Raw genomic sequence first — 23,133 nt, forward strand, 5'->3', positions numbered from 1 at the left:
CACACTCCTTTTTATTCTGCTTATGAACCAAAATAGTCCTGAATTTCCTCCATCCGATGGGACTGAGGCACATGGAAGGGACAGCGCCAGTCGCAGTGGCCGCATTTCACACAGTCCCCCGCCTTTTTCTCCAGTTTCGCATAGTGTCCACGGGCCAGCTGATCCCCGGTCCGAGCCAGGTCGTAATACTTGTTGATGATACCCACGTCCAACCCAGCGGGGCAGGGCTGGCAGTGGTTGCAGTAGACGCATTTTCCCGCCGCGTCCTGGGGCGCGAAGGTACCCAAGATGGAGTAGTCCTTTTCTTCCGGGGCGGCACTGAAATAGCCCAGGAGCTTTTGGAGGTCGGCCCGGTTCCGTACCCCGGCTATGACGGCCAGCACCCCCGGCTTATCCAGGGCATACTGCATACACTGGTACTCCGTCAGGGCCTTGCCGAAGGGGGAAGTCCGGTCATTGAGCAGCTGGCCCCCGCTGAAGGGCTTCATGACTGAGATACCAACCCGTTCCGCCTCACAGCGGCGGTACAGAGTGGGGTGTTCGTCCACGCCGCCCACGGCGTAGTTCTCACTGCCCAAGTCCACAGAGGAGCCGCCCCGGTAGTCGTAGCCGGGATTGATACTGAACATCAGCAGGTCGATGACCTTCATGTCCAGCACCTTGTTGGCAAGCCTGGGGGTGTGGGAACCCAGAGCGATGTGCCGGACTGTCCCCTGGTCCTTCAGCGACTGGATGTAGTCCAATACGCCGCTCTCAACGGCCAGTTTCAGATCGGATTCCTCATCAATACAGTGGAGAAAGCCAAAGTCGATGTAGTCCGTTTTCAGCGCGGTGAGCTGCCAATCAATGGAGCGTTTGATGGTGTCCAAATTGGTAGTCCAACCATATTTCCCGCTGGTGTAGTCGGCTCCAAAATGGATCTGAAAATAGAGCTTTTCCCGCATCCCGGCAATGGCTCGGCCATAGGCAGAGAAAGGGGCTGTATCAGCTGAGGCCATGTCAAAGAAGTTAATTCCGGCCTCCAGGGCCAAACCCATAGTGGCCTCGATCTCCTTGTCACCTGCCGCACCGATGGAGCTTGTGCCCAACCCCAGAACGCTGAGCTGTTCCTCCCCGTGGGGGAGTTTGCGGTATTCCATAAATGACATTCCTCCTTTTTTATTAAGCGATTACGCTGGCTGTCCGCCAGACCTCCCGGCGGTAGCGCCAAACAAAGCACATCGAACGGGCCAGCCAGTCCATACCCATTGCGATCCACACGCCGATCACGCCCCAATTCAGCACGACTCCGAACAGAAAGGCCGACCCCAGCCGGAACACGGCCATAGAGAGTACGCCCACATACATGGTGTATTTCACATCTCCTGCCGCCCGGAGGCTGTTGGCCAGATTAAAGGATGTGGGGTGGAGAGCAACGGCCAGCAGATTGTGCATGACAATGAGGACCGCGGCAAGCTGCAAGGTCTCCGGTTCCAGGCGGTAGAGCCGCAGGATCAGGGGGAGGGACAGGCAGACAGCGCCGCCAAGAATGGCTGTGGAAATATAGGAAACCTTCATCAGCTTTTTGGTGTAATACTCCGCCTGCTCATACTCCCGTGCGCCCACGCACTGGCCCACCACGGTAATGACCGCCAGATTCACGGCGCTTACCACGATGATGGCGATCTGGTTGATGCTGTTGGACACACCATTGGCGGCGATCTGCACTGTACCAAACTGAGACACCACGCTGGTGACCAGCACCTTTCCCAGGGCAAACAATCCGTTTTCTACTCCGCCGGGAACAGCAATGTGCAAGATGCGGACAACGGTTTCCCGCTTCCATGTCAGAATGTTCCGCCACGACAGACGGAGCGGATTTTCCGTTTGAAAAGCCAGCCCCGACATGGCCAGCGCCGCCAGCCCCCTGGAGACCAGCGTAGGGACCGCCACCCCCAGCACTCCGGCATGGAGCAGGGATACCCCGATAAAATCTCCCGCGATATTGACCGCGTTCATCATCAGGGAGACGTACATGGTCATGCTGGTGCGTCCCATGCTGCGGAACTGCGCCGCCGCCGCGTTATAGACACCCAGGAAAGGGAAGGAACAGGCCGTCACAAGGAAGTACGTCAGGGCAGCGTCCATCACATCCGGCTCCACCGCGCCGAAGAACAGATGGAGGATGGGGACTCGAAGCAGGACGCACACGGCCATGATTCCGGCAGAGGACAGAGCGGAAACCGTCATGAGTTGTCCGGCAGAAACCGCAGCCTTGTCCGGTTGGCGGTTCCCTAAGTATTGCGACAGGATCACCGAGCCTCCAGTGGTCAGGGCGGTCAGCACGGTAATGACCAGAAAGTTTACCATATCCACCAAGGCCACACCGGACACCGCCGCCGCCCCCACACTGGACACCATTACCGTGTCCACCATACCCACCAGCATGACAAGAATTTGCTCAATGACCAGTGGGAGCAGGAGCTTTTTCAGATCACGATTGGAGAATAACACTGCAATACGCCTCGTTTTCTTGAATTTAATGGCTGCGGGATCATCGTTCTGCCAGCGTCTGCGCAGGGTTCATCATGTGGGGCTTGCGCTGGAGCAGAAACTGTGCGCACAGTCCGGTAAAGTACCCCGCACAGCACCCGGAAACCAACAGAAATGGGAAATACATAGCAACTCCAAGACTTTTCATCACAAGAATTGCCGCTGTCATCTGCCCGATATTGTGGAATACCGCCCCCAAAATACTGCTGATCCAGAGCGCTTTTTCCGGGATCAGGCGGTGGAGCGGGAGCATCCCCAACAGGCAAAGCGCCCCGCCTGCCGCGCTGTATAACAGGGCCATCATGTTTCCACCGAAAACCGCGCCCAGGATGATCCGAGTGGTCAGGAGCAGGATCACCTCTTTGGGCCGGAAGCGGTACACCGCGTAGACTGTTACGATATTTGCCAGTCCCAGTTTCACGCCGGGAAGTGGGATTGGATTGGGTATCTTGCTTTCTACCATGAAGATGGTCAGGGCGATGGTCGCCAGGAGCGCCAATTCTGTCAGCCTTTTGGTTTGCATGGTTTTCCCTCCTTCAGCCTGTGGCTCCGTCCGTTCCGGCCTGTTGATATTGAATTACCAGACGATTGGGCAGACAGACAATGGGCAGTCCCGTGTCAGATAAATATCCCATGTGAACACAGATTTGATCGGGACACTCCGCCTCCAGCACTCGGATTTTCCCATCCTGCACTTGGATGATATTGGAGCTTCCCGTATAAGGAATCTCAATCACCTGATCTTCGCTCCTCGACAGGTCGAGCGTGTAGAGCAGCTTTCCGTCTTGTAAAATTTCTACGGTATCTCCGCCGGTTGGCCGCAGCACCCAAAGGCATCCAGCCACCCCCAGCAGCAAAATCGCCGCACACAGAACCACCCAGAGTTTACTCTGCTTCATGATGGATCACCGTGACCTCTCTGCCGTTCTGTTCTTCATCCAGGGTGAATGCGTTCTCCAAGCCCCCGGTCAGCAGAACCGTTCCATTCTCTGTCACCAGTAGCATTTCAAAGTTGCCATGTGCGCACCAATACTCAATGGCACGTTCCATACCCATGACGAACAGCGCCGTGGAGAGAGCGTCGCTCCGCTTTCCCTCTGGGGAAACCACCGTGACGGAGATAAGGCCGTTCCGGGCCGGATAGCCGGTCTGCGGGTCCAGGATATGCCAGTAAACATTTCCATCCGCATCCGTAAAGTACCGCTCGTAGCCGCCGGAGGTGACAACCGCTTGGTCCGTTATCTCTAAAACGCCTAAGTTCCCATTCGCCATAGGGTCACGCACGCCTATCCTCCAGGGAGAGCCATCCGCTTTTGCGCCGACTGCCTGAACATTACCGCCCAGGTTTATCAGGGCGGAAGTGATGCCGCATTTCCGAAGGCTATCGGCCACCAGATCACCAATATAGCCTTTGGCCACCGATCCCAAGTCAATCTGGCATTCCACCGGCACTGTTACCGTGCCGCCTGTAAGCTGAATACTTTGATAGTCCACATAGGAGAGCAGGGTATCCAATTCTTCCTGGGAGGGAACCTGATAGCTGTCAGTGGTAAAACCCCAGGCTGTCAAAACCGGATAGATCGTGGGGTCCAGTGCGCCGTCTGTATCTTGCGCCATATCCAGCACAAAGCGGAGAATCTCCGCAGTATCCTCACTGATGCTTGTGGGGTTCCCGCCGCTTTGGTTTACCGTGTAAATCTCACTGCCGGGGCTGGTAACAGACCATTTCCGTTCCAGTTCCCGGATGGATTCCTCCGCAGTTTCCAGAGCCTGCTCCGCATCCGGTCCAACGGCCTGCATGGTGATGTAGGTGTCCAAGGCGAAGAAGCTCCGGTCTGCCGCTTCCTCCTGTTTTCCGCAGCCAGCACAGGATAACAGGATAAGCACAGCGGTGATTACGCAAATCACTTTTTTACGCATGGCCTCAGTATGCAAAACCTTCCAGCCATGTCTCCACTGTGTCCTGCGCTGTACTGAGCGGGGTATCCATCCCCGGCCTCTGAACGCCCACCGCATCCAACACCGTAACATCGGGAAGAGCTGCGCGGATGTCCCTCACACTGGAGGCAAGGCCGCTGGTTCTATGGGCGCAGAATGGGATCACCATTTTCCCTGTGAAGTCATAGCTGTCTAAAAAAGTAAATACCGCCATGGGGCAGGTAGCCCACCAGTCCGGGTAGCCCAGAAATACCACATCATATTCGTCCATATTCCCCACAGAGCCGGACAGGATGGGCCTTGCGTTGTCCGCCTTTTCATCAGCGGCCCGGTCCAAGCATTCATCATAGTCACTGGAATAGGGGTCTGCCATGATAATTGAGAACAAATCGCCTCCGGTCTTTGCCTGTATCCATGCGGCCATCTGTGCCACATGACCGGGAGCCAGAACGCTTGCGGAGGTGGTGGCGTCTACATCTACAGCGGAGGGATCGTCTACCACCGTGTTTTCCGCCCAGGTAAAATAGGCGATCAGGGTTTTTGTGCTTTTTTCCTCCGCATTTTCTGGCGGTACCAACGGGTTCTCCGGCTCGGTTGTCACAGGAACGTTTTCCTCCGATTGGGCTGGCACTTCAGGCGTTTGCGGAGGCAAGCTGATATCCTCCGGCTCCATGTCCTGAGATTCCTTTTCAGAATCCGTTCCCGCTGCATCTGAATCGCCATCCTGCTGGACAGAGGTATCCGGGATTTCTGGGACAGGAGTGCTGGATACAGGCGGTGAGGGCATTTCGGTGGAAGGTGCTGTATTCGTGTTTCCACAGGCAGACAAAGTTAAAATAGAAGCTGCACATATCGCAAGTATGAATCGTTTATGGTTCATTTTTTATCTCCCCTTTCTCATGAATCCATTGTAACTGAGAATTAAATGAATGTAAAATACCTAATATGAATTATTTATCATGCTCAATATGTATGGTTGCGAATGAAATCATACGACAGCCGCTTCAGGGGCGGCTATCGTATGATTGGGCAAAAAAAGGGGGGGGGAACTCACAGTTCTATTTTTCACGTCTGATTTAGTCAATACTCAAAAAGGCATAGGTACGGCTGCCCCATCCCATCTGCTCGGCGTTTACCAGCGTGTAGATGCCTTTGCAGACCGCAATATGCGCCGCCAGCGATTGGCATTCCTCCGTCATATTGATGAGATCCACACAGGCTTGATCCAAGGATACCGGATCATAAGAAGCCAGAATGTTTCCACCATATGCGGGGTCGCCAACACTCCATTGATCCAACACGGCAATGTAGAGAATCGGACCGCTTACGCTTTCTGCCGCTGCTTTTCCCTGTTCGGCAAGATACTGCAGCATCCCATCCGGGTCGCTTGCAAAGCGGTCCAAATCTTCTTGCTGTGTGGAAATAGAGGCCATGTGCGCTGTGGTTCCATAAAACCCCACTGTGTCATGCGGTTCAAGATGGGTCAAAACAACGATGTTTTCGTAGCCGGAAAGCTCTGTTTCAGGTCCATTGTTTTCTATTATGGATGCGTTTGCCGCTTGCACTAACTCCACCGTCAAATCCTGCCAGGAGAAACCATCTGACAATGTTTCTGACAATTTGATTCCGACCGTTCCATTCTCTGCTGGTTCTAAGGCTTCATAGGCGGAAAGCAAGCCTTGGGCGGAAATGTCTGCCGTCAGGTAAACCACAGGATAACCGGCAAAGGTGTGGGGCACGTCTGTTTGAATGGCAGAATCATCATTTTGGGCGTTTTCTCCGCAACCCGCCGAAAGGAGGAACACGGAAACTGTCAAAAGTATAGAGATTTTTCTTTTCAAATACATCCTCTCATTCTATATCAGAAAATCTATTCTTCTTTCCAATTATTTTGCTGAAATACCGTTTTCTTCCAGCCAAGCGGATACGTCACCAGATAAACCAGAACCGCCGGAATAAGAGATGGCCAGCCCTTCGCCCAGCACAGCGTCAGGCGCCAGCTTTGTAATCGCCGTCAGACTTTGACCGAACCGCCCGCCTCCGTGACTGCAAAATGGGATGATGGTTTTGCCGGAAAAATCGTATTCCTCCAGGAAGGATGCGACAGGCATTGGGATGGAGGCCCACCAGTTGGGGTAGCCCAGGAGGATGATGTCATATTGGTCCATATCCTCCACATGGGTGGACAGCTCTGGACGGTCCTGGTTGTTTTGAGCCTCCTGCGCCTGATCCAGAACCGTGTTATAGTCGGATGAGTAGGGGGTCACCATTTCAATCTCAAACAGCTCGGTCCCGGTCTGACGCTGAATTTCCTCGGCAATTCCTCTGGTGTTGCCGCCCCAGGAAAAATAAGCGATCAGAACATTGCCGCCGGTCTGTCCGCTGGACTGCGCAGAGGAAGATTCTACATTCCCGCTGCCGGTCCCCGCGTTCCGCACCAGCCGCAGTCCGATATTGAAGCTGGCGCTGTCCGGGGGGAGGGTGGCCCGGTAAGCCGAGCGGAGGCTCTTGGCAAAATCGTTCCATCCACCGCCCCGGTACACCCGGAGGGTGCCGCTGGCGGGGCCGGTGGGGTCCGTCTGCTTCCCGGTTTCATAGGCTCCATACCAGTCCCAAACCCATTCGCCTACGTTGCCGTGCATATCGTAGAGACCCCATGCGTTGGGTCCAAAGCTGCCAACCGCCACGGTTGTCTGCCGGTAAACACCGGGCTTGGTTTCCAGGTTCCCTTGGGAGAAGTAGTTATCCTCGATGAGATAGGGGTAGTGGCCCCAATAGTTGGCCTCATCCGCGCTGATAGAAGTTTCTGTGTTGAACGGCGTTTCTGTCCCGGCACGGCAGGCGTATTCCCACTCGGCTTCGGTAGGCAGGCGGTAGCCGTTGGTGCTTCGATCCCAAGAAATGTTCTGACCGTCTACCGCATAGGCCGGGGTCAGTCCTTCCTGGGTGCTGCGGGTGTTGCAATACTGGATAGCTTCCATCCATGAAATGCTCTCTACCGGGAGATCATCCCCGGTGAAGAAGCTGGGATTCTCCCCCATGACCGCTTTGTATTCAGCCTGGGTGACTTCAAATTTACTAATGTAATAATCGCTGACTGTAACCATGTGGGCGGTTTCATCCTCCACACGCCATGCCTCCGATTCCGGGCTTCCCATCTGGAAGGTCGCGCCGCTTATCAGCACAAAGTCCTCTGGCGGGACGATCTCAGGAGATGTGTCATCTGCTGGTGCGGTGATGGTCTGGTTCGGTATTTGTGTAGATTCGGAGGGCGTAGAGGAGGGGTGTTGTTCTGTGCTGGCGCAGCTCGTCAAAGCAAACACAAGCGAGAAACACAAAACCGAGTTAAAAATCCGTTTCATCGTGTTTATCAACTCCAATTTTGAACGAAGAAGCCCCACCCCAGCCGGGATGGGGCTTCTTCAGCATCCGTTATTCAGGCCGCAGGGGTCAGAGCCAGCCCAAGGCCATTCACCCAAGACTCCACCGTGGAGCGGGAAGCACTGCCGCTGAACCGCTGGCCGTCTAGCCATGTGGCATTGCTGGCGAGGCTATGGAGGTTTGTGGCGCTGGAGCCGAGGCCGCTGCTGCCGGAGGTGCAGAAGGGAACGATGGTCTTGCCACTGAGGTCATAGCTCTCCAGGAAGGTATAGATGATCTTCGGAGCCTGTCCCCACCAGATGGGATAGCCCAAGAAAATTACATCATACTGCTCCATGTTGTCCACACTGCCGGAGATAGCGGGACGGGCGCTGGGGTCATTTTGCTCGTCATTAGCACGGCAGTCCGAGTTGTAGTTCAGGTCGGCGGCGGTGTAGGGCTGCTCCGGCGTGATCTCATAGAGGTCGGCGTCCAGAATGGCGTCCAGGTGATTGGCGATGCTCTCTGTATTGTTGGTAGCGGAGAAGTATGCGATCAGCACCTTGGTTCCCTCGCTGGGAGCGGGATCAGGCTCGGTGGGGGTAGTGGGCGCAGTCTGCTGGCTTCTGCTGTAATTCATCAGTGCGGCGGCGATATGGGCGCGGCTGGCCTCGCTTTTCGGAGCAAACACACCCGTAGATACAGGCACCACGATGTTGTTGACGCTGGCCCAATCCACAGCGGCGGCGGCATAGGAGGCAATCGAAGTCTCGTCCGTGTAATCGTCAGCCCCGTCAGACACAGGACTTCCCGCATATCGCCAGAGGATGGTGGTCATCTGCTCCCGGCTCACCGGGTCATTAGGGCCGAACAGACCGCCGCCGTAGCCGGTGATGAGATTCTGCTGAGACACCCACAGTACGGCATCGCTGTACCATGCTCCTTTAGACGTATCCGTAAAGGCATCCGTTCCAGATACAGCTGGAGTGCCCTCGATCCGGTAGAGAACGGTGGCAAATTGCGCTCTGGTCAGATTGCTTTCCGGGGCAAACTGGTTGTTGCCGGTACCGGCCATCAGGTTATGCTCCCGGCAGTATATGACAGCTTCGGCGTACCATGCGTCTGCATCCACATCGGAAAAGCCGGTATCGTCCACGGCGGCAAAGGCCGGGATGGCCAAGGCAAGCGCCAACACCACGCTCAGGAACAATGCGCCAAATCGTTTTAGGTTTTTCATCATTTTGTCTCCTTTTTGTTGGTTTGTTTTTACTGTACCGAGTTGTTCAGCCATTCTTGAATCTCCGCCCGGTCATAGGAAGAATAAGTAACCTCCAGGCCCTCCTTGATCACACTGTCAGGAGCCAGCTTCGCAATCGCGCTGATGGTCTGACCAAAGTGTCCGCCGCCCATGGAGCAGAAGGGAACGATGGTCTTGCCGCTGAGGTCGTTGCGGGTGAGGAAGGTGCGCACACAGGCGGGGATAGAGGACCACCAGTTGCAGTAGCCCAAGAGAATGGTGTCATACTGGTCAATGTTCGGATACTCCTTCAGTTCTGGGACAGCTTCCGAGCGCAGCTCATTCAAAGCCTCGCCGTACAGCACCGGGCCGTTGCTGCTGGAGGCATAGGGAGTGGCCCGCTCCAGACGGAAGATGTCAAAGCCGCTGATCTCGTGGATGAGGTTCGCTAACCCCTCGGTGTTCCCGGTCTGGGAGAAGTAGACGATCAGGGTTCTGCCGGTTCCCTGTTCCGCCTGGGTGCTGTAAACGCTTCTAACCTGACCTGTGGTGGTTTCGGCGTTCCGAACCGGGCGTACACCAATACTGTAAAGAGAAACATCCGCAGGGTGAGCGCCCCGGTAGGCGGAGCGAATGTGCTTGGGGTGGTCATTCCAGCCGCCGCCCCGGACAATCTTGGCATTGCCGCCCTCCGGGCCGGTGGGATCATTGGATACCTGGGACTCATACGCGCCGTACCAGTCCCACACCCACTCGGCGGCGTTGCCGTGCATATTATATAGGCCATAGACGTTGGCGGCATACTGATCTACTTCCACAGTCCTTCTCAAATATGAATCGGAGCCGTTCACCCAATTCCCGCTGGCGTCGTTGTTGTAGCCGTAGGCGTTGTAGCAGTTGGCGTCGCTGTTGTGAACGTAATCTCCAAAGCTAAATGGAGTGGAGGTATTGGCGCGGGCGGCGTATTCCCACTCGGCCTCCGTGGGCAGGCGATAGCCGTTGGCAGACTTGTTCCAAGTGACTGTCGTACCGGAGACGGTGTAGCAGGATGTCAGGCCCTCGGCTTCACTGAGCCTGTTGCAGTATTCAATGGCATCGTACCAAGTGATGTTCGTCACAGGCAGATCGTCCCCCTTGGTTTCGCTGGGGTTGTTTCCCATCACCGCTTGATATTCCGCCTGGGACGCTTCCGTTCGTGCCATGTAGAAGCTGCTCACAGTCACGTTATGCTGAATTTCATCGGAACTGCGCTCCGGCTCATTGGTCGGGCTTCCCATCTGGAAGGTACCGCCGTTTATCCGCACAAATCGTTCATTGTTAGCGGCAGGAGGTACAGGAGTGGTTCCCGTCTGCTGGCGGCTGTAATTCATCAGAGCGGCGGCAACATGGGCGCGGGTTGCATCGCTTTTCGGAGAAAACACGCCCGTGGAGAGAGGTGCCACAATGTCGTTGACACTGGCCCAATCCACAGCGGCGGCGGCATAGGAGGCAATCGCGGCCTCGTCATTGTAGTCTGCGGCCCTCTCCGCCGAGGGACTTCCCGCATACCGCCAGAGGATGGTGGTCATCTGCTCCCGGCTCACCGGGTCGTTAGGGCCGAACAGACCACCGCCATAGCCGGTGATGAGGCTCTGCTGAGACACCCACAGTACGGCGTCGCTGTACCATGCGCCGTCAGGCGTATCTGTGTAGGCGTCCGTACCAGTCACAGCCGGAGTGCCCTCGATCCGGTAGAGGACGGTGGCAAGCTGCGCACGGGTCAGATTGCTCTCCGGGGCAAACTGGTTGTTGCCGATTCCGGCCATCAGGTTATGCTCCTGGCAGTACATGACAGCTTCGGCATACCACGCATCGGCATCCACATCGGAAAAGCCGGCATCATCCACGGCGGCAAAGGCTGGGACAGCCAGGGACAGTGCCAGAACCAAGGCCAGGAACAACGCACCAAATCGTTTTAAGTTTCTCATCATTTTGTCTCCCTTTTGTCTTTATTTGAGGGAAAGGCCAAGCTGATAGGCTTCCTGGGGGAATTGGGTGCGTTCAATGTCGGAGCGGACACCACATCCCACCGCCAGGACCCGTCCGGCATCCTCCCACTGGAGATAGCGGGACAGCGTCTCGTAGTGGGCTGTCAGCGCCTCCATGGTCCAGTCGTTGCTGTCATAGGCGGTTGCCAGAAGGAATGCCTTTTTACCGCCGGTCAGCTTGTAGTTGTTGGCGTAGAAGCGGTCGATTACTGTCTTGATCTGGGCGGAAAAGCCAAAGTAATACAGCGGCGTGACCAGCGCCACCGCCTGGGAGGCCAGCAGTTCCGGCATCAGCTTCTGCATTCCGTCCTTCTGGGTGCAGGGAGCCGCGCCAATCCCGCAGCGGTCACAGCCCAGACAGGGAGCAACCTGCTCAAAGGCGGCATCGAAGCGGAAGGTTTCCCATTCGGCCTCCTGTGCGCCCCGGATAAACTCATCCGCCAGCAGAGCGGAAGTGCCTTTTTTGTGAGGGCTTCCAGTAATAACAGTTACTTTCATGTCAACCTCCCTATCAGATATGGATTTCCTGTTGAAAGAATTCTCCTTGACGGTTTCATTGTAACTGAGAATTACATAAATGTAAAATGCCTAATTTGGATTATTTATCATGCCTTTTCTGCATGATAAGAAATGATACGACAGCTACCAGAAGATAGCTGTCGTACCATTTGCAAAGAAAGGAAGTTATATTAACCGGCCAGTCCGAGCCGGGCCAGCCAGTCCGCGACATCGTCCTCTGCCTGGGGGGAACGGCTGTCACGCAGTGAGAGGCCCTCCAGCACTGTGGCATCCGGTTCAGCATTTTCAATAGCTTGAATCGTGCCGGCAAAACCGCTGCCACCCGAAGTGACAAAGGGAACAATGGTCTTGCCGCTGAGGTCGTATTCATCCAAAAAGCTGTAAACTGCCATAGGCATATCTCCCCACCAGTTGGGGAAGCCCAAAAACACGGTATCATAGCTGTCCAAATGATCAAGCTGGGTGGACAACTCCGGGCGGGCATTGGATCCCTTCTCCGTCTGCCCTACGTCAATGGTGTCGTTGTAGTTGTCTGGATACTGCTCCGCCGTCAGGATAGAGAACAGATCGCCACCAGTGGCTTCTGCGATCATGTCCGCCACAAGGCCAGTATTTCCGGTCAGTTCATCACCCCGATACTGGATGCTGGCGGAGGTGGATGCGTCCACGCCGTCAGACAGAGGGGCGTTTTCACCATAGGCAAAGTAAACGATCAGGACACCGTTTCCGACATCCTCCTCCGGTTCAGTTGTTTCAGGGGTATCCGCAGGGGTGGAAGTATTGGGCGACTCGTGATGCTGAGAGTTGTCGGGTGTTTCTTCAGGCTGAGATGTTACAGGCGTGGAGGGAGTGTCGCTGCCCGCCGCACCCTGACCGCCTCCACAGGCGGTCAGAGCGCAGCAAAGGGCAAGGGCCAATAAAAAAGAGAGGGATTTTTTCATGGTAAAAGCTCCTTTACTGAACGATTTCAAAGGTAATCTCTACTCGGCTGGGCAGATCGGGGAAGATGGAGAGATCAGATGTAACCTTTCCGATAGGATATATCCGCATGGTCAGATTGGGATTGCTGGATTGACTATAAAAGATGGCGGCGGTGTTGTTGGCGGGGCAATAGGTGATGTCGCCATCTTCAAAGCGGAGCTGGCCCTCGCCTTCCACGGTGATGGCCTGGTCGATACCGCCGTAGACCTCACGGCCTCCGTAGTTGCTCATGGTGATTGTCTGGGGGAGCTGGGCGATAAACTGCCGGGCCATATTGCTGTCGTACAGCACACCCTCCAATCGGGTGTCTCCAATGGTGATGCGGACAGCAGTTTCCCCCTGTTGGGCTGGGGTGGTTCCGGCAGAGAGATTCAAACCGGATACCCAATCCGTGACCGTATTCTGTGCGGAGGACACCCGGCTGGAATCAACCGCCAGTCCCTGCTCTACCGCGGCGCCAGAACTGGAGTTGCGGATTGCGGAATAGCTGCTGCCTGCGCCATAGCCGTCATGGGTACAGAAGGGGATCACCGTCTTGCCGGACAGGTTCTGTTCCTCCAAAAAGGACAGCACCGGGGTGGGGGTGGTGGAAGACCAGACTGGATAGCCAATAAAAATCACGTCATAATTTTCCAGATCCGCATGGGAGGACAGAGCAGGCCGGATGCCGTTTGCAATCTCACGGTGATTCTGTTCCACCACATCGTTGAAATCAGTGGGGTAGGCATCTGCGGTTTCGATCAGATGGAGATCACCGCCAGTCTGCTCTGCAATCATGCGGGCGATCCGCTCTGTACTGCCCTGCCGCTGGCCGTCCTCCACCACTACACTGGCGGAGGTAGTGGCGTCTACATCGTTATCATAGTCTGTATTTCCGTAGCGGGAGAAATAGGCCACCAGTACCCTGGTGCCGCCGCTTGGAGTGTCAGAGGGCGCTGACTGCGTACTGCGGTCATAGTTCATCAGTGCGTCCGCAACCTGGGCGCGGGTGGCGTTCTCTTTGGGAGCGAACATATTGCCGGAAGTCGGACGAACAATGCTGTTGACACCGGCCCAGCTGACAGCGGCAGAAGCATAGGAGGCAGCAGAGGAACTGTCTGTAAAGGCCGCCGTTCCTGTCGGGTTAGGACTTCCCGCATACCGCCAGAGGATGGTGGTCATCTGCTCCCGGCTCACCGGATCGTTGGGGCCAAACAGCCCGCCGCCGTAGCCGCTGACCAGCGCCTGCTGAGAGGCCCACAAAACGGCGTCGCTGTACCATGCGCCGTCAGGCGTGTCCGTAAAAGCGTCTGTACCTGTTACAGCAGGCGTACCCTCAATCCGATAGAGAACAGCGGCAAGCTGCGCCCTGGTCAGGTTGCTCTCCGGGGCAAACTGGTTGTTGCCGATTCCAGCCATCAGATTATGCTCCCGGCAGTACATGACGGCCTCAGCGTACCAGGAACCGGCATCCACATCGGAAAAGCCAGTATCCTCCACGGCGGCAAAGGCCGGGACGGCAATGCTCAGTGCCAACAAGAGCGTCAGAGCAAAAATCCGCGTCTTTTTCAATCCTTGCATTTCAAAAACCTCCTTGTTTACTCCATAATCTCAAAGGTAATATCCACCCGGCTGGGCAGATCGGGGAAGATGGACAAATCAGATGTAACCTTGCCGATGGGATAGATGCGCATAGTCAGGTCAGGACGGTCAGACTGACTGTAAAAGATTGCGGCGGTATTATTGCTGGGGCAGTAGGTAATATCACCATCTTCAAAGCGGAGCTGACCCTCGCCCTCCACGGTGATTTCCTGGTCAATGCCGCCGTAGACCTCCCGGTCTCCGTAGTTGCTCATGGAGATGGTCTGAGGGAGTTGGGCGATAAACTGCCGAGCCATATCGCTGTCATACAGTACACCATCCAGCTGAGTGTCCCCAACCGTGATACGGATAGCCGTTTCACCTTGGCCACGCTCCGTATCCAGGTCCAGGGCGCCAAGCCACTGTTTGATATCGTCTTTTGACTCTGTGACTTCCGGGGCATGGATAGCAAGTCCCTCCAGTGTATTCGCACCGGCGGCAAGCTCCGCCACAGTGGAGAAGCTGCGCCCTGCCCCATAGCCGTCATGGGTGCAGAAGGGAATCACCGTCTTGCCGGAAAAGTCATACTCAGTGAGGAATGTCCGCACCGCCTGGGGCAGTGTGGTAGCCCAAACCGGATAGCCGATAAACACCGTGTCGTACTGCTCCATATTTTCCACTGTGCTGGAGATGGCCCGGCTGTTCTCCTGATGGTTGATGTCCCTTACCTGGTCAAAATCCGCCGGATAAGGCTCTGCGGCGATGATGGCATGGAGGTCGCCGCCCACTTTAGACTGGATCATCTGTGCCACATAAGCGTTGGTTCCCACAGCGCCCAGGTTATCTACCACCACACTGGCGGAGGTATTGGCGTCCGTGTACTCACCCCAGGAGGCGTTCTCCCAAAGGGAAAAGTAAGCAATCAGGATGTGTTCCGCTTGCGGAGATTCCTCCTTCTGCTCCGGAAGTTGAATTAAATCAGACGGCTGGGTAACCGGGGACGTATCAGGCGGCGGGGTACTGGCGGCTGGATTCTGCGTTTGTACGCCGCAGGCGGTCAGTGTGATCAACATGGCCGCTGTGATAAGTGACAGGATTCGTTTCATCTATGGTTCCTCCTTGTTGCTGCTGGGTGGTTTGATTTTACATGGAAAGCCTTAAAATGTAAAATGCCTAGTTTGGATAATTTATCATGCCTATTATGTATGATAAAATCAGAATGCACGCTTGACTTTTTCTCCGCTATCTTGGATAATCAAAATAGAGAATAAGCATGGAAAGGCGGGTATGATATGGATATTCGACTGTTGGAATACTATCTGGCGGTGGCGAAGCAGGGGAACATCACCCGGGCGGCGGAGCAGCTCCACGTGACCCAGCCCACCATCAGCCGCCAGCTGATGGATCTGGAGGAGAATGTGGGCACGCCGCTGATGATCCGAGGTAAGCGCCAGGTGACGCTGACTGAGGCGGGGGTGCTGTTCCAGCAGCGTGCGGAGGAGATTGTCGCGCTGATGGAAAAGACCCTTCGGGACGTGTCCGACCTGGATGACCTGCTGGGCGGCACGGTGTCCATCGGATGTGTAGAGACACGGGCCTCCCGGATGCTGGCTAAGGCTCTGAAGGGTTTCTCCGCCCAGTATCCCAAGGTACAGTATGATCTTTACAGCGGTATCGGGGATGATATCCGGGAGAAACTGGACCAGGGGGAACTGGACTTCGGCATCCTGGTGGAGCCAGTGGAGGTGGCCAAATACGACTTTTTCCGCCTGCCCTATCAGGAGGTGTGGGGGATGCTGGTGAGCCGGGACGATCCTTTGGCCCAAAAGTCCAGCCTGGATCAGGAGGACCTGTTATCGCGGCCCCTCATTATGCCCCAATGGGAGATTGTCCAGGATCATATCGCAGGCTGGTTTGGCGTAGAGCGAAGCCAGCTGAACATCTTTGCCAGCCACAGCCTCATCAACAACGCCGCCTTGCTGGTGGAGGAGGGGCTGGGCTGTGTGGTGTGTACCGGCGGGTGCTTTGAGATACGGGGCGGCGAGAGGCTGAAGTTTGTTCCATTCACTCCAGAACGCACGACTGGCCATGTGTTTGCCTGGAAGAAAAACCGGGTCTTTCACTCGGCGGCCAGCCGGTTCCGGGACTATATCCGGGAGACAGAAGCGGCAGAATGATACGGTTTAGGCATGATATATCATACAATCAAAGCATTAGACTATTGTGGCCCTTTGCCTTATGATAAGCACAAGGGCAGACAAAACCGGCAGACGGGGAAGCCCGCTGCCGGTTTTCTGTTTACAAAATGAAAGTAGGAGGTATTTGTTATGAGTGAACAAGAAGGCAGGAGAAATCTTGTCTTATTTTACTCCTGGTCCGGGAACACCCGGAAAATCGCCCGACTGATTGCCCAAAAAACCGGGGCTGATTGGAAGGAGATTGTACCTGAGCGGGCGTACCCATCCAACTACAATACAGTGGTCGAACAGGCAAAGAGGGAAATTCAAGCCCGTCATTACCCGGCTCTGCGCCCCATCGACATGGACTGGAGCGCCTATGAGACCGTCTACCTGGGTACTCCCAACTGGTGGTCTACCATGGCCCCGCCGGTGGCGTCTTTCCTCCATGAGGTTATGCCCACGGATAAAGTGATTGTTCCCTTCTGCACCCACGGCGGGGGCGGCGGGGGGCACATCGCCCAAGATATCGCGAAATACTGCATCGGCTGCGATGTACTGCCTTTGCTGGCCGTCCAGGAGGACGGCGGAAGCCGGGCGGAAAGGCTGGTGGACCAGTGGCTGAAAAGAATCGGAGGGTAAATGCTGGGCAGGTACTGCGCCGCCTGACTGATCTGGCTATGGCGCTCCTGCTGCTGTTCCTGATGGCTTACTTCATCACCGAGCAGGAGATCCATGAGTGGCTGGGGGTCGGAATGCTGGTGCTGTTCCTTCTGCACCACGGACTGAATTGGAAGTGGTTTCAGGCTCTGGTCAGGGGCCGGTACACGCCCCGGAGAATCCTGCAAACAGTGTTGCTCTTGTTTGTCAGCATGGCGGCGCAGATCGTCAGCGGCCTTGCCATGGCCCGCCATGTCCTGCCATTTCTGGAAGTCCCTATTTCTATCGCCGCCGCCCGGCGGATTCACCTGGCCTGCGGGTATTGGAGTTTCCTGCTGACGGGGCTCCACCTGGGCCTGCATTGGGGCATATTCCTGGGCCTGGGCCGGAAACTGCGGGGCGGGCGGCCCCTCGCCCCGGCGGTGCGCTGGGCCCTGAGAATAGCAGCGGTCGCGGTAGCAGTGTGGGGCGGGGTGTGCTTTGTCCGACAGAACATCGCAGACTATATGTTTCTGCGAGTAGATTTTGTGTTCTTTGATTACGAGAAATCCCCCCTACTGGTAATGTGGGAACTGGCTGCAATGTTTGCATTGTGGACGCTGGCGGGATATCTGCTCCAGCGATTGACCTGGAAAAGGGTAAGAGAAACCCATGGGTGATTCGTGCTGCAACTGCAGTGATATTATTCGGTTTGGGCATGATACATCATGCAATCAAAGCATTGGACATTTGAACTTATTTATGTCTAAAATAGTCCCAAAGGGGAGGCCGTCCCCGAAAAAGTAAAAGGAGGAGCATATATGTCAGGTATTCAAATTGCATGGGAAGATGTATGGAGCGTCGTGGGACAGATCAGCGGGTGGCTGATCGGTATTGGTGTCACGTTGGCGGCCGTGATCGTGCTTTTGATCTTCGCCGGGAAGATTAACAAGTCCAAAGCGGGCATGATCCGCGCCCAGTCCGTTCTGGCTGGTGTTCTGGTCATCGCCGTTCTGGTCAACGGCATCCTGCTTGGCCCCATGCGGGATCTGCTCTCCAGTGTGCTGGCCAAGACTGGCTCATTAAGTGAGCAGACCGTTCAAAATTCCAGAGACATCGGCGAAGAAATCGCCAGCGAGGGCATCATCATGACCAAGAACGACGGGATGCTGCCCCTGTCTGGCACGACCAACCTGAATGTGTTCGGCTGGGCCTCTACCAATCCGGTTTACGGCGGCACCGGCTCCGGCACCGTGGATGCCTCCACCGCCGTCACCCTGCTCAGCGGTCTGGAGAACGCCGGCTTTACGCTGAACACCGAGCTTTCGGACAAGTACACCGCCTACCGTGGCGACCGTCCGGCCATCACCATCAACAACGGCCAGGACTGGACCCTGCCCGAACCCACCGCCGACAGCTATGACGACGCACTGATGAACAACGCCAAGTCCTTCTCCGACACCGCCTTGATCGTCATTGCCCGTTGCGGCGGCGAGGGCGCCGACCTGCCCCACGACATGGGTACGGTGATGAGCGGCACCTATGACCAAGGTACCAAGTACACCCGGGCAACCTATACCAACAACGGCAGCTACAACGACTTTTCCGATGGCATGACCTATCTGGAGTTAAGCCAGACCGAAAAGAATTTGGTGGATCTGGTCACCTCCAACTTTGATAACGTGATCATCGTTTACAACGGTTCTAATCCCCTGGAGATGGGCTGGACTGAGGAGTATGACCAGATCAAGGGCGTACTGTTGTGCGCCAGCCCTGGCGCCACCGGCTTCAACGCTCTGGGCAAGATTCTGAAGGGAGAGGTCAATCCCTCCGGCAAGACAGTGGATACCTGGCTGCGGGATGTGACCCTCGCCCCCACCCACAACAACATCGGCCACTTTGTCTATGACAATGTGGAGGATGTGACCTCCGCAGCTCTGACCGCCTGGGAGCGGGCCGACGGTGTCGTCTCCTTTGTCAACTATGTGGAGAACATCTATGTGGGCTATCGTTTCTATGAAACGGCCTATGAGGAGGCCCAGACAAACGGCTTTGATTTTGACTACAATTCCACAGTCATGTACCCCTTCGGCTTTGGACTCAGCTACACCAGCTTCATCCAGGAGATTGTAAACTCCTCCTCCGCCGGCGATACGGTCACGGTGGATGTGGCCGTCACCAATACGGGCACCACAGCGGGCAAGGACGTGGTGGAGTTGTACTTCACGCCTCCCTATACCAACGGCGGTCTCGAAAAAGCGGCGGTCAACCTGGCTGCGTTCGGTAAGACCGGCATTTTAGAGCCGGGCCAGTCGGAGACGGTGAAACTGACCTTCGACAAGGAGGATATGGCTTCTTTTGACACCCACGGAACCGGCTATTATGTGCTGGAGGCGGGAGAGTATGAGGTCTCCCTGCGCACCGATGCCCACACCGTGGTGGATTCCTTCACGTTCACCGAAGCTTCCACTACCGTTTACAACGAGAGCAATCCCCACAACGGCGACCTGATGGTAGCAGACAGCAAGCTGGCCTTTGCGGAGGGCTCCATCGAGTACCTGTCCCGGGCCGACGGCTTTGCCAACTACGCCAGCGTCACCGCCGCCCCCGCCAGCTACACTCTGGATCGGACAGTCTATGAAATCAGCGGCAACGGCACCTACGACCCAACTGCCCTGAACAACGCCAGCGATGTGATGCCCACCACCGGGGCTAAAAACGGCATTGAATTGATGGACCTGCGGGGTAAGAACTATGATGACCCCATGTGGGAGGATCTGCTGGACGAGGTGACTGTGAGCGAGATGGTCAACCTCATTGCCTACGGCGGCTTTGCCACGGTAGAGATGCCCTCCATCAACAAGGTGGCCACCCTGGACAGCGACGGCCCTGCTGGCGTGAACTACTCCGTCAGCGGCCTGTTCGGAATGGGCTACTGCGGTGAAATTCTGCTGGCTCAGACCTGGAACATTGACTTGGCCTATAAGATGGGCGACGGCATCTGTCAGGAGTTTGAGGATTTCGGCCTGGACGGCTGGTACGCCCCCTCCATGAACCTCCACCGTTCCCCGTTCGCCGGGCGCAACTTTGAGTATTACTCCGAGGATCCTCTGCTCAGCGCCGAAATGGGGATTCAGGAGTGCGAGGCTGCTTATGCTCACGGCGTATACCCCTACATTAAGCACTTGGCTTTCAATGAACAGGAGACCAACCGCAACGCTCTGCTGTGCACCTGGTTCACCGAGCAGTCCGCCCGGGAACTGTATTTAAAACCCTTTGAGGCCTGCGTCAAGGCCAACGAGGGCCAGGCGCTGGCCATTATGTCCTCCTATGTCTATGTGGGCACTACCTGGGACGGCGGCTGCTCTGCCTTGCTCAACGACATCGTGCGGGGCGAGTGGGGATATAACGGCATGATCCTCACCGACTACTTCGGCAACTATGGCTACATGGACGCGGACAAGGCGATCCGCGGCGGCAGCGATATCATGCTGGGCACCGCCGGTAACGACGCCATCCTCACCGACCAGACCAGCGCCACCTCTGTGCTGGCTATGCGTCAGGCCACCAAGAACGTGCTGTATACTGTGGTCAACTCCTCCACCTATACACAAGAGAACTACGAGGCGGCCCTGGCCACTCCCGGCTGGATCACAGTGACCTATGTTGTGGACGCTGCTCTGGCTGTGATTCTGATCGCGGCCGAGGTATTGGTCATCCGCAGTTTGCGCAAGAAGGAACAGTAAACTGTTGTCCCCCCTCTCCCGCCTGGGGGAGGGGGGCGTTTATAAAATGTTTGATGAGGGTGCTGAACTATGTTGAAACATCAGAAGATCATCGACCAGATGACCTTGGAAGAGAAGTGCTTTCTTCTCTCCGGCAAAGACTTTTGGCAGACCCGGAGCGTGGAGCGGCTGGGCATCCACAGCATGACCCTGTCGGACGGCCCCCACGGGGTCCGCAAACAGGCGGGCTCCGGGGACCAGCTGGGGCTGAATCCCTCTCTGCCCGCCACCTGCTTCCCCACCGCCGCCACTATCGCCAACTCCTGGGACCCGGCTCTGGGCGAGGAGATCGGCGAGTGCCTGGGTGAGGAGGCCGCCAGTCAAGGCGTGGGCGTCCTGCTGGGACCTGGCCTCAACATCAAGCGCAGTCCCCTGTGCGGTCGGAATTTTGAGTATTTCTCCGAGGACCCCTACCTGGCCGGAAAAATGGCCGCTGGTTACATCCGGGGAATCCAGAAAAACGGCGTTTCCGCCTGTCCCAAGCACTTTGCCGTCAACTCCCAGGAACTGCGGCGTATGGCCTCCAATTCCGTTCTGGACGAGCGGACCCTACGGGAAATCTACCTCACCGGTTTTGAGATCGCCGTCAAGGAGGGGCACGCCAAATCCATCATGTCCTCCTACAACGAGATCAACGAGGTCTACGCCAACGAAAATTACCACCTCTTGCAGGAAATTCTCCGGGACGAGTGGGGCTTTGACGGCTTCGTCGTCTCCGACTGGGGCGCGTCCAACGACCATGTGGAGGGCGTCCGGGCCGGCTCCCACCTGGAGATGCCCACCACTGGCGGCGACTCCGACCTGGAGCTGATTCAGGCCGTCAAGGACGGACGGTTGAGTGTCAGCCTCCTGGATCAGCGGGTGGACGAGATCATTGACGTGATTTTCTCTGTCACCAAGGCGATTGCTCCGCTGGAGGGTAAGCCCTTCGACATCGACGCCCACCACAAGATGGCCGCAAAGGCCGCCGGGGAATCCATCGTCCTGCTGAAAAATGAGGGAAACATCCTGCCACTGAAAAAGGGCACAAAGGTTGCTGTCATTGGCGAGTTCGCCCAGAAGGCCCGGTATCAGGGGGCGGGGTCCTCGGTGGTCAACGCCACAAAGGTGGACAACGCTATGGATATCATCGGCAACTTCGACCTGAACGTGGCCGGTTTTGAGCCGGGTTATCCCCGTACCGGCAAGGGCGACCCCTCCATGCAGACCAAGGCGGTGGAGCTGGCGAAAAAAGCCGACATTGTCCTGCTGTACATTGGTCTGGACGAGATCAGCGAGTCTGAGGGCCTGGACCGTGCCCACATGAAGCTGTCCCAAAATCAGGTGGACCTGCTGGAGGCTGTCGCCGCCGTCAACCCCAATGTGGTGGCGGTGATGTCCGCCGGATCAGCTGTGGAGATGCCCTGGCTGGACAAGTGCAAGGCGGTCATCCACGGCTACCTCTGCGGCCAGGCAGGAGCTTCCGCTATGCTGAAAGCTCTCATGGGAGAAATCAACCCCTCTGGCAAGCTGGCGGAGAGCTACCCCGTCAAGTATGAGGACGTGTCCTCCGCTCCCTACTTCCCCGCCAAGCAGCGCAATGCGGAGTACCGGGAGGCTCTCTACGTCGGCTACCGCTATTTTGAGACAGCCAACGTCCCCGTCCTGTTCCCTTTCGGCTTCGGCCTGAGTTACACCACTTTCGAGTATTCCGACCTGAAAGTCACCGACAAAGAGGCTACTTTCACCATCAAGAACACCGGCAAGGTGGACGGCGCAGAGGTGGCACAGCTCTATGTCTCCAAACTGTCCAGCGAGGTGTTCCGCCCCGCCAAGGAGCTGAAAGGCTTTGCGAAGGTGTTCCTCAAGGCCGGCGAGAGCAAAACTGTCACCATCCCCCTGGATGACAAGGCGTTCCGGTATTTCAATGTCAAGACCAACAAGTTTGAGATCGAGGGCGGCGAATACCAAGTGCTCGTCGGCGCATCCGTGGCGGATATTAAGCTGTCTAGCGGTGTGACCATAGCTGGAACCGGTGCTCCCAACCCCTACGACAGCAAGCTGCTGTCCGATTACTACACCGGCAATATCAAAACCATTCCTGAGCACGAATTTGCGGCCTTGCTGGGCCGCTCTATCCCGAATGGAAACTGGAGCGGCACCCTCACCATGAACGACGCTCTGTGCCAGATGTACTACGCCAAAAGCGGCCTGGCCCGACTGGTCTACAAAATTTTGACCCGCCTGCTCAACAAGAGCATGGAAAAGGGCGAGCCCAACCTGAATCTGATGTTCAACTACAACATGCCCTTCCGGGGCATCGCCAAGATGACCGGCGGTATGTGTACTATGGAAATGGCTGAGGGCATTCTTATTGTTGTGAACGGCCACTTCTTCAA

At 56.3% G+C, this 23,133-nt stretch carries 19 protein-coding genes; 5 read left to right on the forward strand and 14 right to left on the reverse strand.

What is annotated here, in order from left to right; genetic code table 11:
* Positions 1–20: 20 nt before the first annotated feature.
* The 14 genes from D1646_RS07170 to D1646_RS07235 form a co-directional block, all read right to left on the reverse strand.
* Positions 21–1,139, reverse strand: a complete 1,119-nt coding sequence (locus D1646_RS07170) for an aldo/keto reductase (RefSeq protein WP_160635814.1) — start codon at positions 1,137–1,139, stop codon at positions 21–23.
* A 22-nt stretch (positions 1,140–1,161) separates the two neighbouring features.
* A complete protein-coding gene (locus D1646_RS07175) occupies positions 1,162–2,493 on the reverse strand; it encodes an MATE family efflux transporter (protein WP_347565154.1) in 1,332 nt (443 codons plus the stop codon).
* Positions 2,494–2,533: 40 nt separating this feature from the next.
* Positions 2,534–3,055 carry a Gx transporter family protein gene (locus D1646_RS07180; protein ID WP_160635815.1) on the reverse strand — a complete coding sequence of 174 codons (522 nt, stop codon included), beginning with the start codon at positions 3,053–3,055 and terminating at the stop codon, positions 2,534–2,536.
* A 13-nt stretch (positions 3,056–3,068) separates the two neighbouring features.
* Positions 3,069–3,431 (reverse strand): NusG domain II-containing protein, encoded by a 363-nt coding sequence (locus D1646_RS07185; protein ID WP_160635816.1) that lies wholly within the window; start codon positions 3,429–3,431, stop codon positions 3,069–3,071.
* Positions 3,418–4,452, reverse strand: coding sequence for an FAD:protein FMN transferase (locus D1646_RS07190; protein ID WP_160635817.1), 1,035 nt, complete (start codon positions 4,450–4,452; stop codon positions 3,418–3,420). The genes D1646_RS07185 and D1646_RS07190 overlap by 14 nt, the downstream gene beginning before the upstream one ends.
* A 4-nt stretch (positions 4,453–4,456) precedes the next feature.
* Positions 4,457–5,071 carry a flavodoxin gene (locus D1646_RS07195; RefSeq protein ID WP_347565155.1) on the reverse strand — a complete coding sequence of 205 codons (615 nt, stop codon included), beginning with the start codon at positions 5,069–5,071 and terminating at the stop codon, positions 4,457–4,459.
* A gap of 475 nt (positions 5,072–5,546) precedes the next feature.
* Positions 5,547–6,311: a hypothetical protein gene (locus D1646_RS07200; RefSeq protein WP_160635819.1), complete on the reverse strand. Its 765-nt coding sequence runs from the start codon at positions 6,309–6,311 to the stop codon at positions 5,547–5,549.
* Positions 6,312–6,356: 45 nt separating this feature from the next.
* Positions 6,357–7,832, reverse strand: coding sequence for a flavodoxin (locus tag D1646_RS07205; protein WP_160635820.1), 1,476 nt, complete (start codon positions 7,830–7,832; stop codon positions 6,357–6,359).
* Positions 7,833–7,906: 74 nt separating this feature from the next.
* Positions 7,907–9,070 carry a flavodoxin gene (locus D1646_RS23920; protein ID WP_160635821.1) on the reverse strand — a complete coding sequence of 388 codons (1,164 nt, stop codon included), beginning with the start codon at positions 9,068–9,070 and terminating at the stop codon, positions 7,907–7,909.
* A gap of 26 nt (positions 9,071–9,096) precedes the next feature.
* Entirely contained in the window at positions 9,097–11,037 is a 1,941-nt protein-coding gene (locus D1646_RS07215; protein ID WP_160635822.1) for a flavodoxin, read from the reverse strand.
* Positions 11,038–11,055: 18 nt separating this feature from the next.
* Complete coding sequence (locus D1646_RS07220) at positions 11,056–11,592, reverse strand: flavodoxin family protein (protein ID WP_160635823.1); 537 nt, start codon at positions 11,590–11,592, stop codon at positions 11,056–11,058.
* 191 nt (positions 11,593–11,783) lie between these two features.
* On the reverse strand, positions 11,784–12,554 hold the full coding sequence (locus D1646_RS07225; RefSeq protein WP_160635824.1) for a flavodoxin: 771 nt from the start codon (positions 12,552–12,554) through the stop codon (positions 11,784–11,786).
* A 13-nt stretch (positions 12,555–12,567) separates the two neighbouring features.
* Complete coding sequence (locus tag D1646_RS07230; protein ID WP_160635825.1) at positions 12,568–14,154, reverse strand: cyclophilin-like fold protein; 1,587 nt, start codon at positions 14,152–14,154, stop codon at positions 12,568–12,570.
* A gap of 17 nt (positions 14,155–14,171) precedes the next feature.
* Positions 14,172–15,260, reverse strand: a complete 1,089-nt coding sequence (locus D1646_RS07235; RefSeq protein WP_160635826.1) for a cyclophilin-like fold protein — start codon at positions 15,258–15,260, stop codon at positions 14,172–14,174.
* Positions 15,261–15,446: 186 nt separating this feature from the next.
* On the opposite strand from D1646_RS07235, the gene D1646_RS07240 reads away from it, so the two are divergent.
* The 5 genes from D1646_RS07240 to D1646_RS07260 all read left to right on the forward strand — a co-directional run.
* Complete coding sequence (locus D1646_RS07240) at positions 15,447–16,331, forward strand: LysR family transcriptional regulator (RefSeq protein ID WP_160635827.1); 885 nt, start codon at positions 15,447–15,449, stop codon at positions 16,329–16,331.
* 150 nt (positions 16,332–16,481) lie between these two features.
* A complete protein-coding gene (locus tag D1646_RS07245) occupies positions 16,482–16,973 on the forward strand; it encodes a flavodoxin (RefSeq protein ID WP_160635828.1) in 492 nt (163 codons plus the stop codon).
* Positions 16,949–17,650, forward strand: coding sequence for a DUF4405 domain-containing protein (locus D1646_RS23140; RefSeq protein WP_160635829.1), 702 nt, complete (start codon positions 16,949–16,951; stop codon positions 17,648–17,650). Before D1646_RS07245 ends, D1646_RS23140 begins: the two co-directional genes overlap by 25 nt.
* A gap of 141 nt (positions 17,651–17,791) precedes the next feature.
* Positions 17,792–20,716: a glycoside hydrolase family 3 C-terminal domain-containing protein gene (locus D1646_RS07255; RefSeq protein ID WP_160635830.1), complete on the forward strand. Its 2,925-nt coding sequence runs from the start codon at positions 17,792–17,794 to the stop codon at positions 20,714–20,716.
* A gap of 69 nt (positions 20,717–20,785) precedes the next feature.
* Positions 20,786–23,133, forward strand: a 2,348-nt coding sequence (locus D1646_RS07260) for a glycoside hydrolase family 3 C-terminal domain-containing protein (protein WP_160635831.1), incomplete at its 3' end; no start/stop codon positions are given.

Source organism: Pseudoflavonifractor sp. 60, assembly GCF_009911645.1.
Lineage (GTDB): Bacteria > Bacillota > Clostridia > Oscillospirales > Oscillospiraceae > Lawsonibacter.

Coding starts and splice junctions, on each gene's coding strand:
- D1646_RS07170 (WP_160635814.1), bottom strand. CDS start 1,139: ATGGAATACCGCAAACTCCCCCACGGGGAGGAACAGCTCAGCGTTCTG.
- D1646_RS07180 (WP_160635815.1), bottom strand. CDS start 3,055: ATGCAAACCAAAAGGCTGACAGAATTGGCGCTCCTGGCGACCATCGCC.
- D1646_RS07185 (WP_160635816.1), bottom strand. CDS start 3,431: ATGAAGCAGAGTAAACTCTGGGTGGTTCTGTGTGCGGCGATTTTGCTG.
- D1646_RS07190 (WP_160635817.1), bottom strand. CDS start 4,452: ATGCGTAAAAAAGTGATTTGCGTAATCACCGCTGTGCTTATCCTGTTA.
- D1646_RS07205 (WP_160635820.1), bottom strand. CDS start 7,832: ATGAAACGGATTTTTAACTCGGTTTTGTGTTTCTCGCTTGTGTTTGCT.
- D1646_RS23920 (WP_160635821.1), bottom strand. CDS start 9,070: ATGATGAAAAACCTAAAACGATTTGGCGCATTGTTCCTGAGCGTGGTG.
- D1646_RS07215 (WP_160635822.1), bottom strand. CDS start 11,037: ATGATGAGAAACTTAAAACGATTTGGTGCGTTGTTCCTGGCCTTGGTT.
- D1646_RS07220 (WP_160635823.1), bottom strand. CDS start 11,592: ATGAAAGTAACTGTTATTACTGGAAGCCCTCACAAAAAAGGCACTTCC.
- D1646_RS07225 (WP_160635824.1), bottom strand. CDS start 12,554: ATGAAAAAATCCCTCTCTTTTTTATTGGCCCTTGCCCTTTGCTGCGCT.
- D1646_RS07230 (WP_160635825.1), bottom strand. CDS start 14,154: ATGCAAGGATTGAAAAAGACGCGGATTTTTGCTCTGACGCTCTTGTTG.
- D1646_RS07235 (WP_160635826.1), bottom strand. CDS start 15,260: ATGAAACGAATCCTGTCACTTATCACAGCGGCCATGTTGATCACACTG.
- D1646_RS07240 (WP_160635827.1), top strand. CDS start 15,447: ATGGATATTCGACTGTTGGAATACTATCTGGCGGTGGCGAAGCAGGGG.
- D1646_RS07245 (WP_160635828.1), top strand. CDS start 16,482: ATGAGTGAACAAGAAGGCAGGAGAAATCTTGTCTTATTTTACTCCTGG.
- D1646_RS07255 (WP_160635830.1), top strand. CDS start 17,792: ATGTCAGGTATTCAAATTGCATGGGAAGATGTATGGAGCGTCGTGGGA.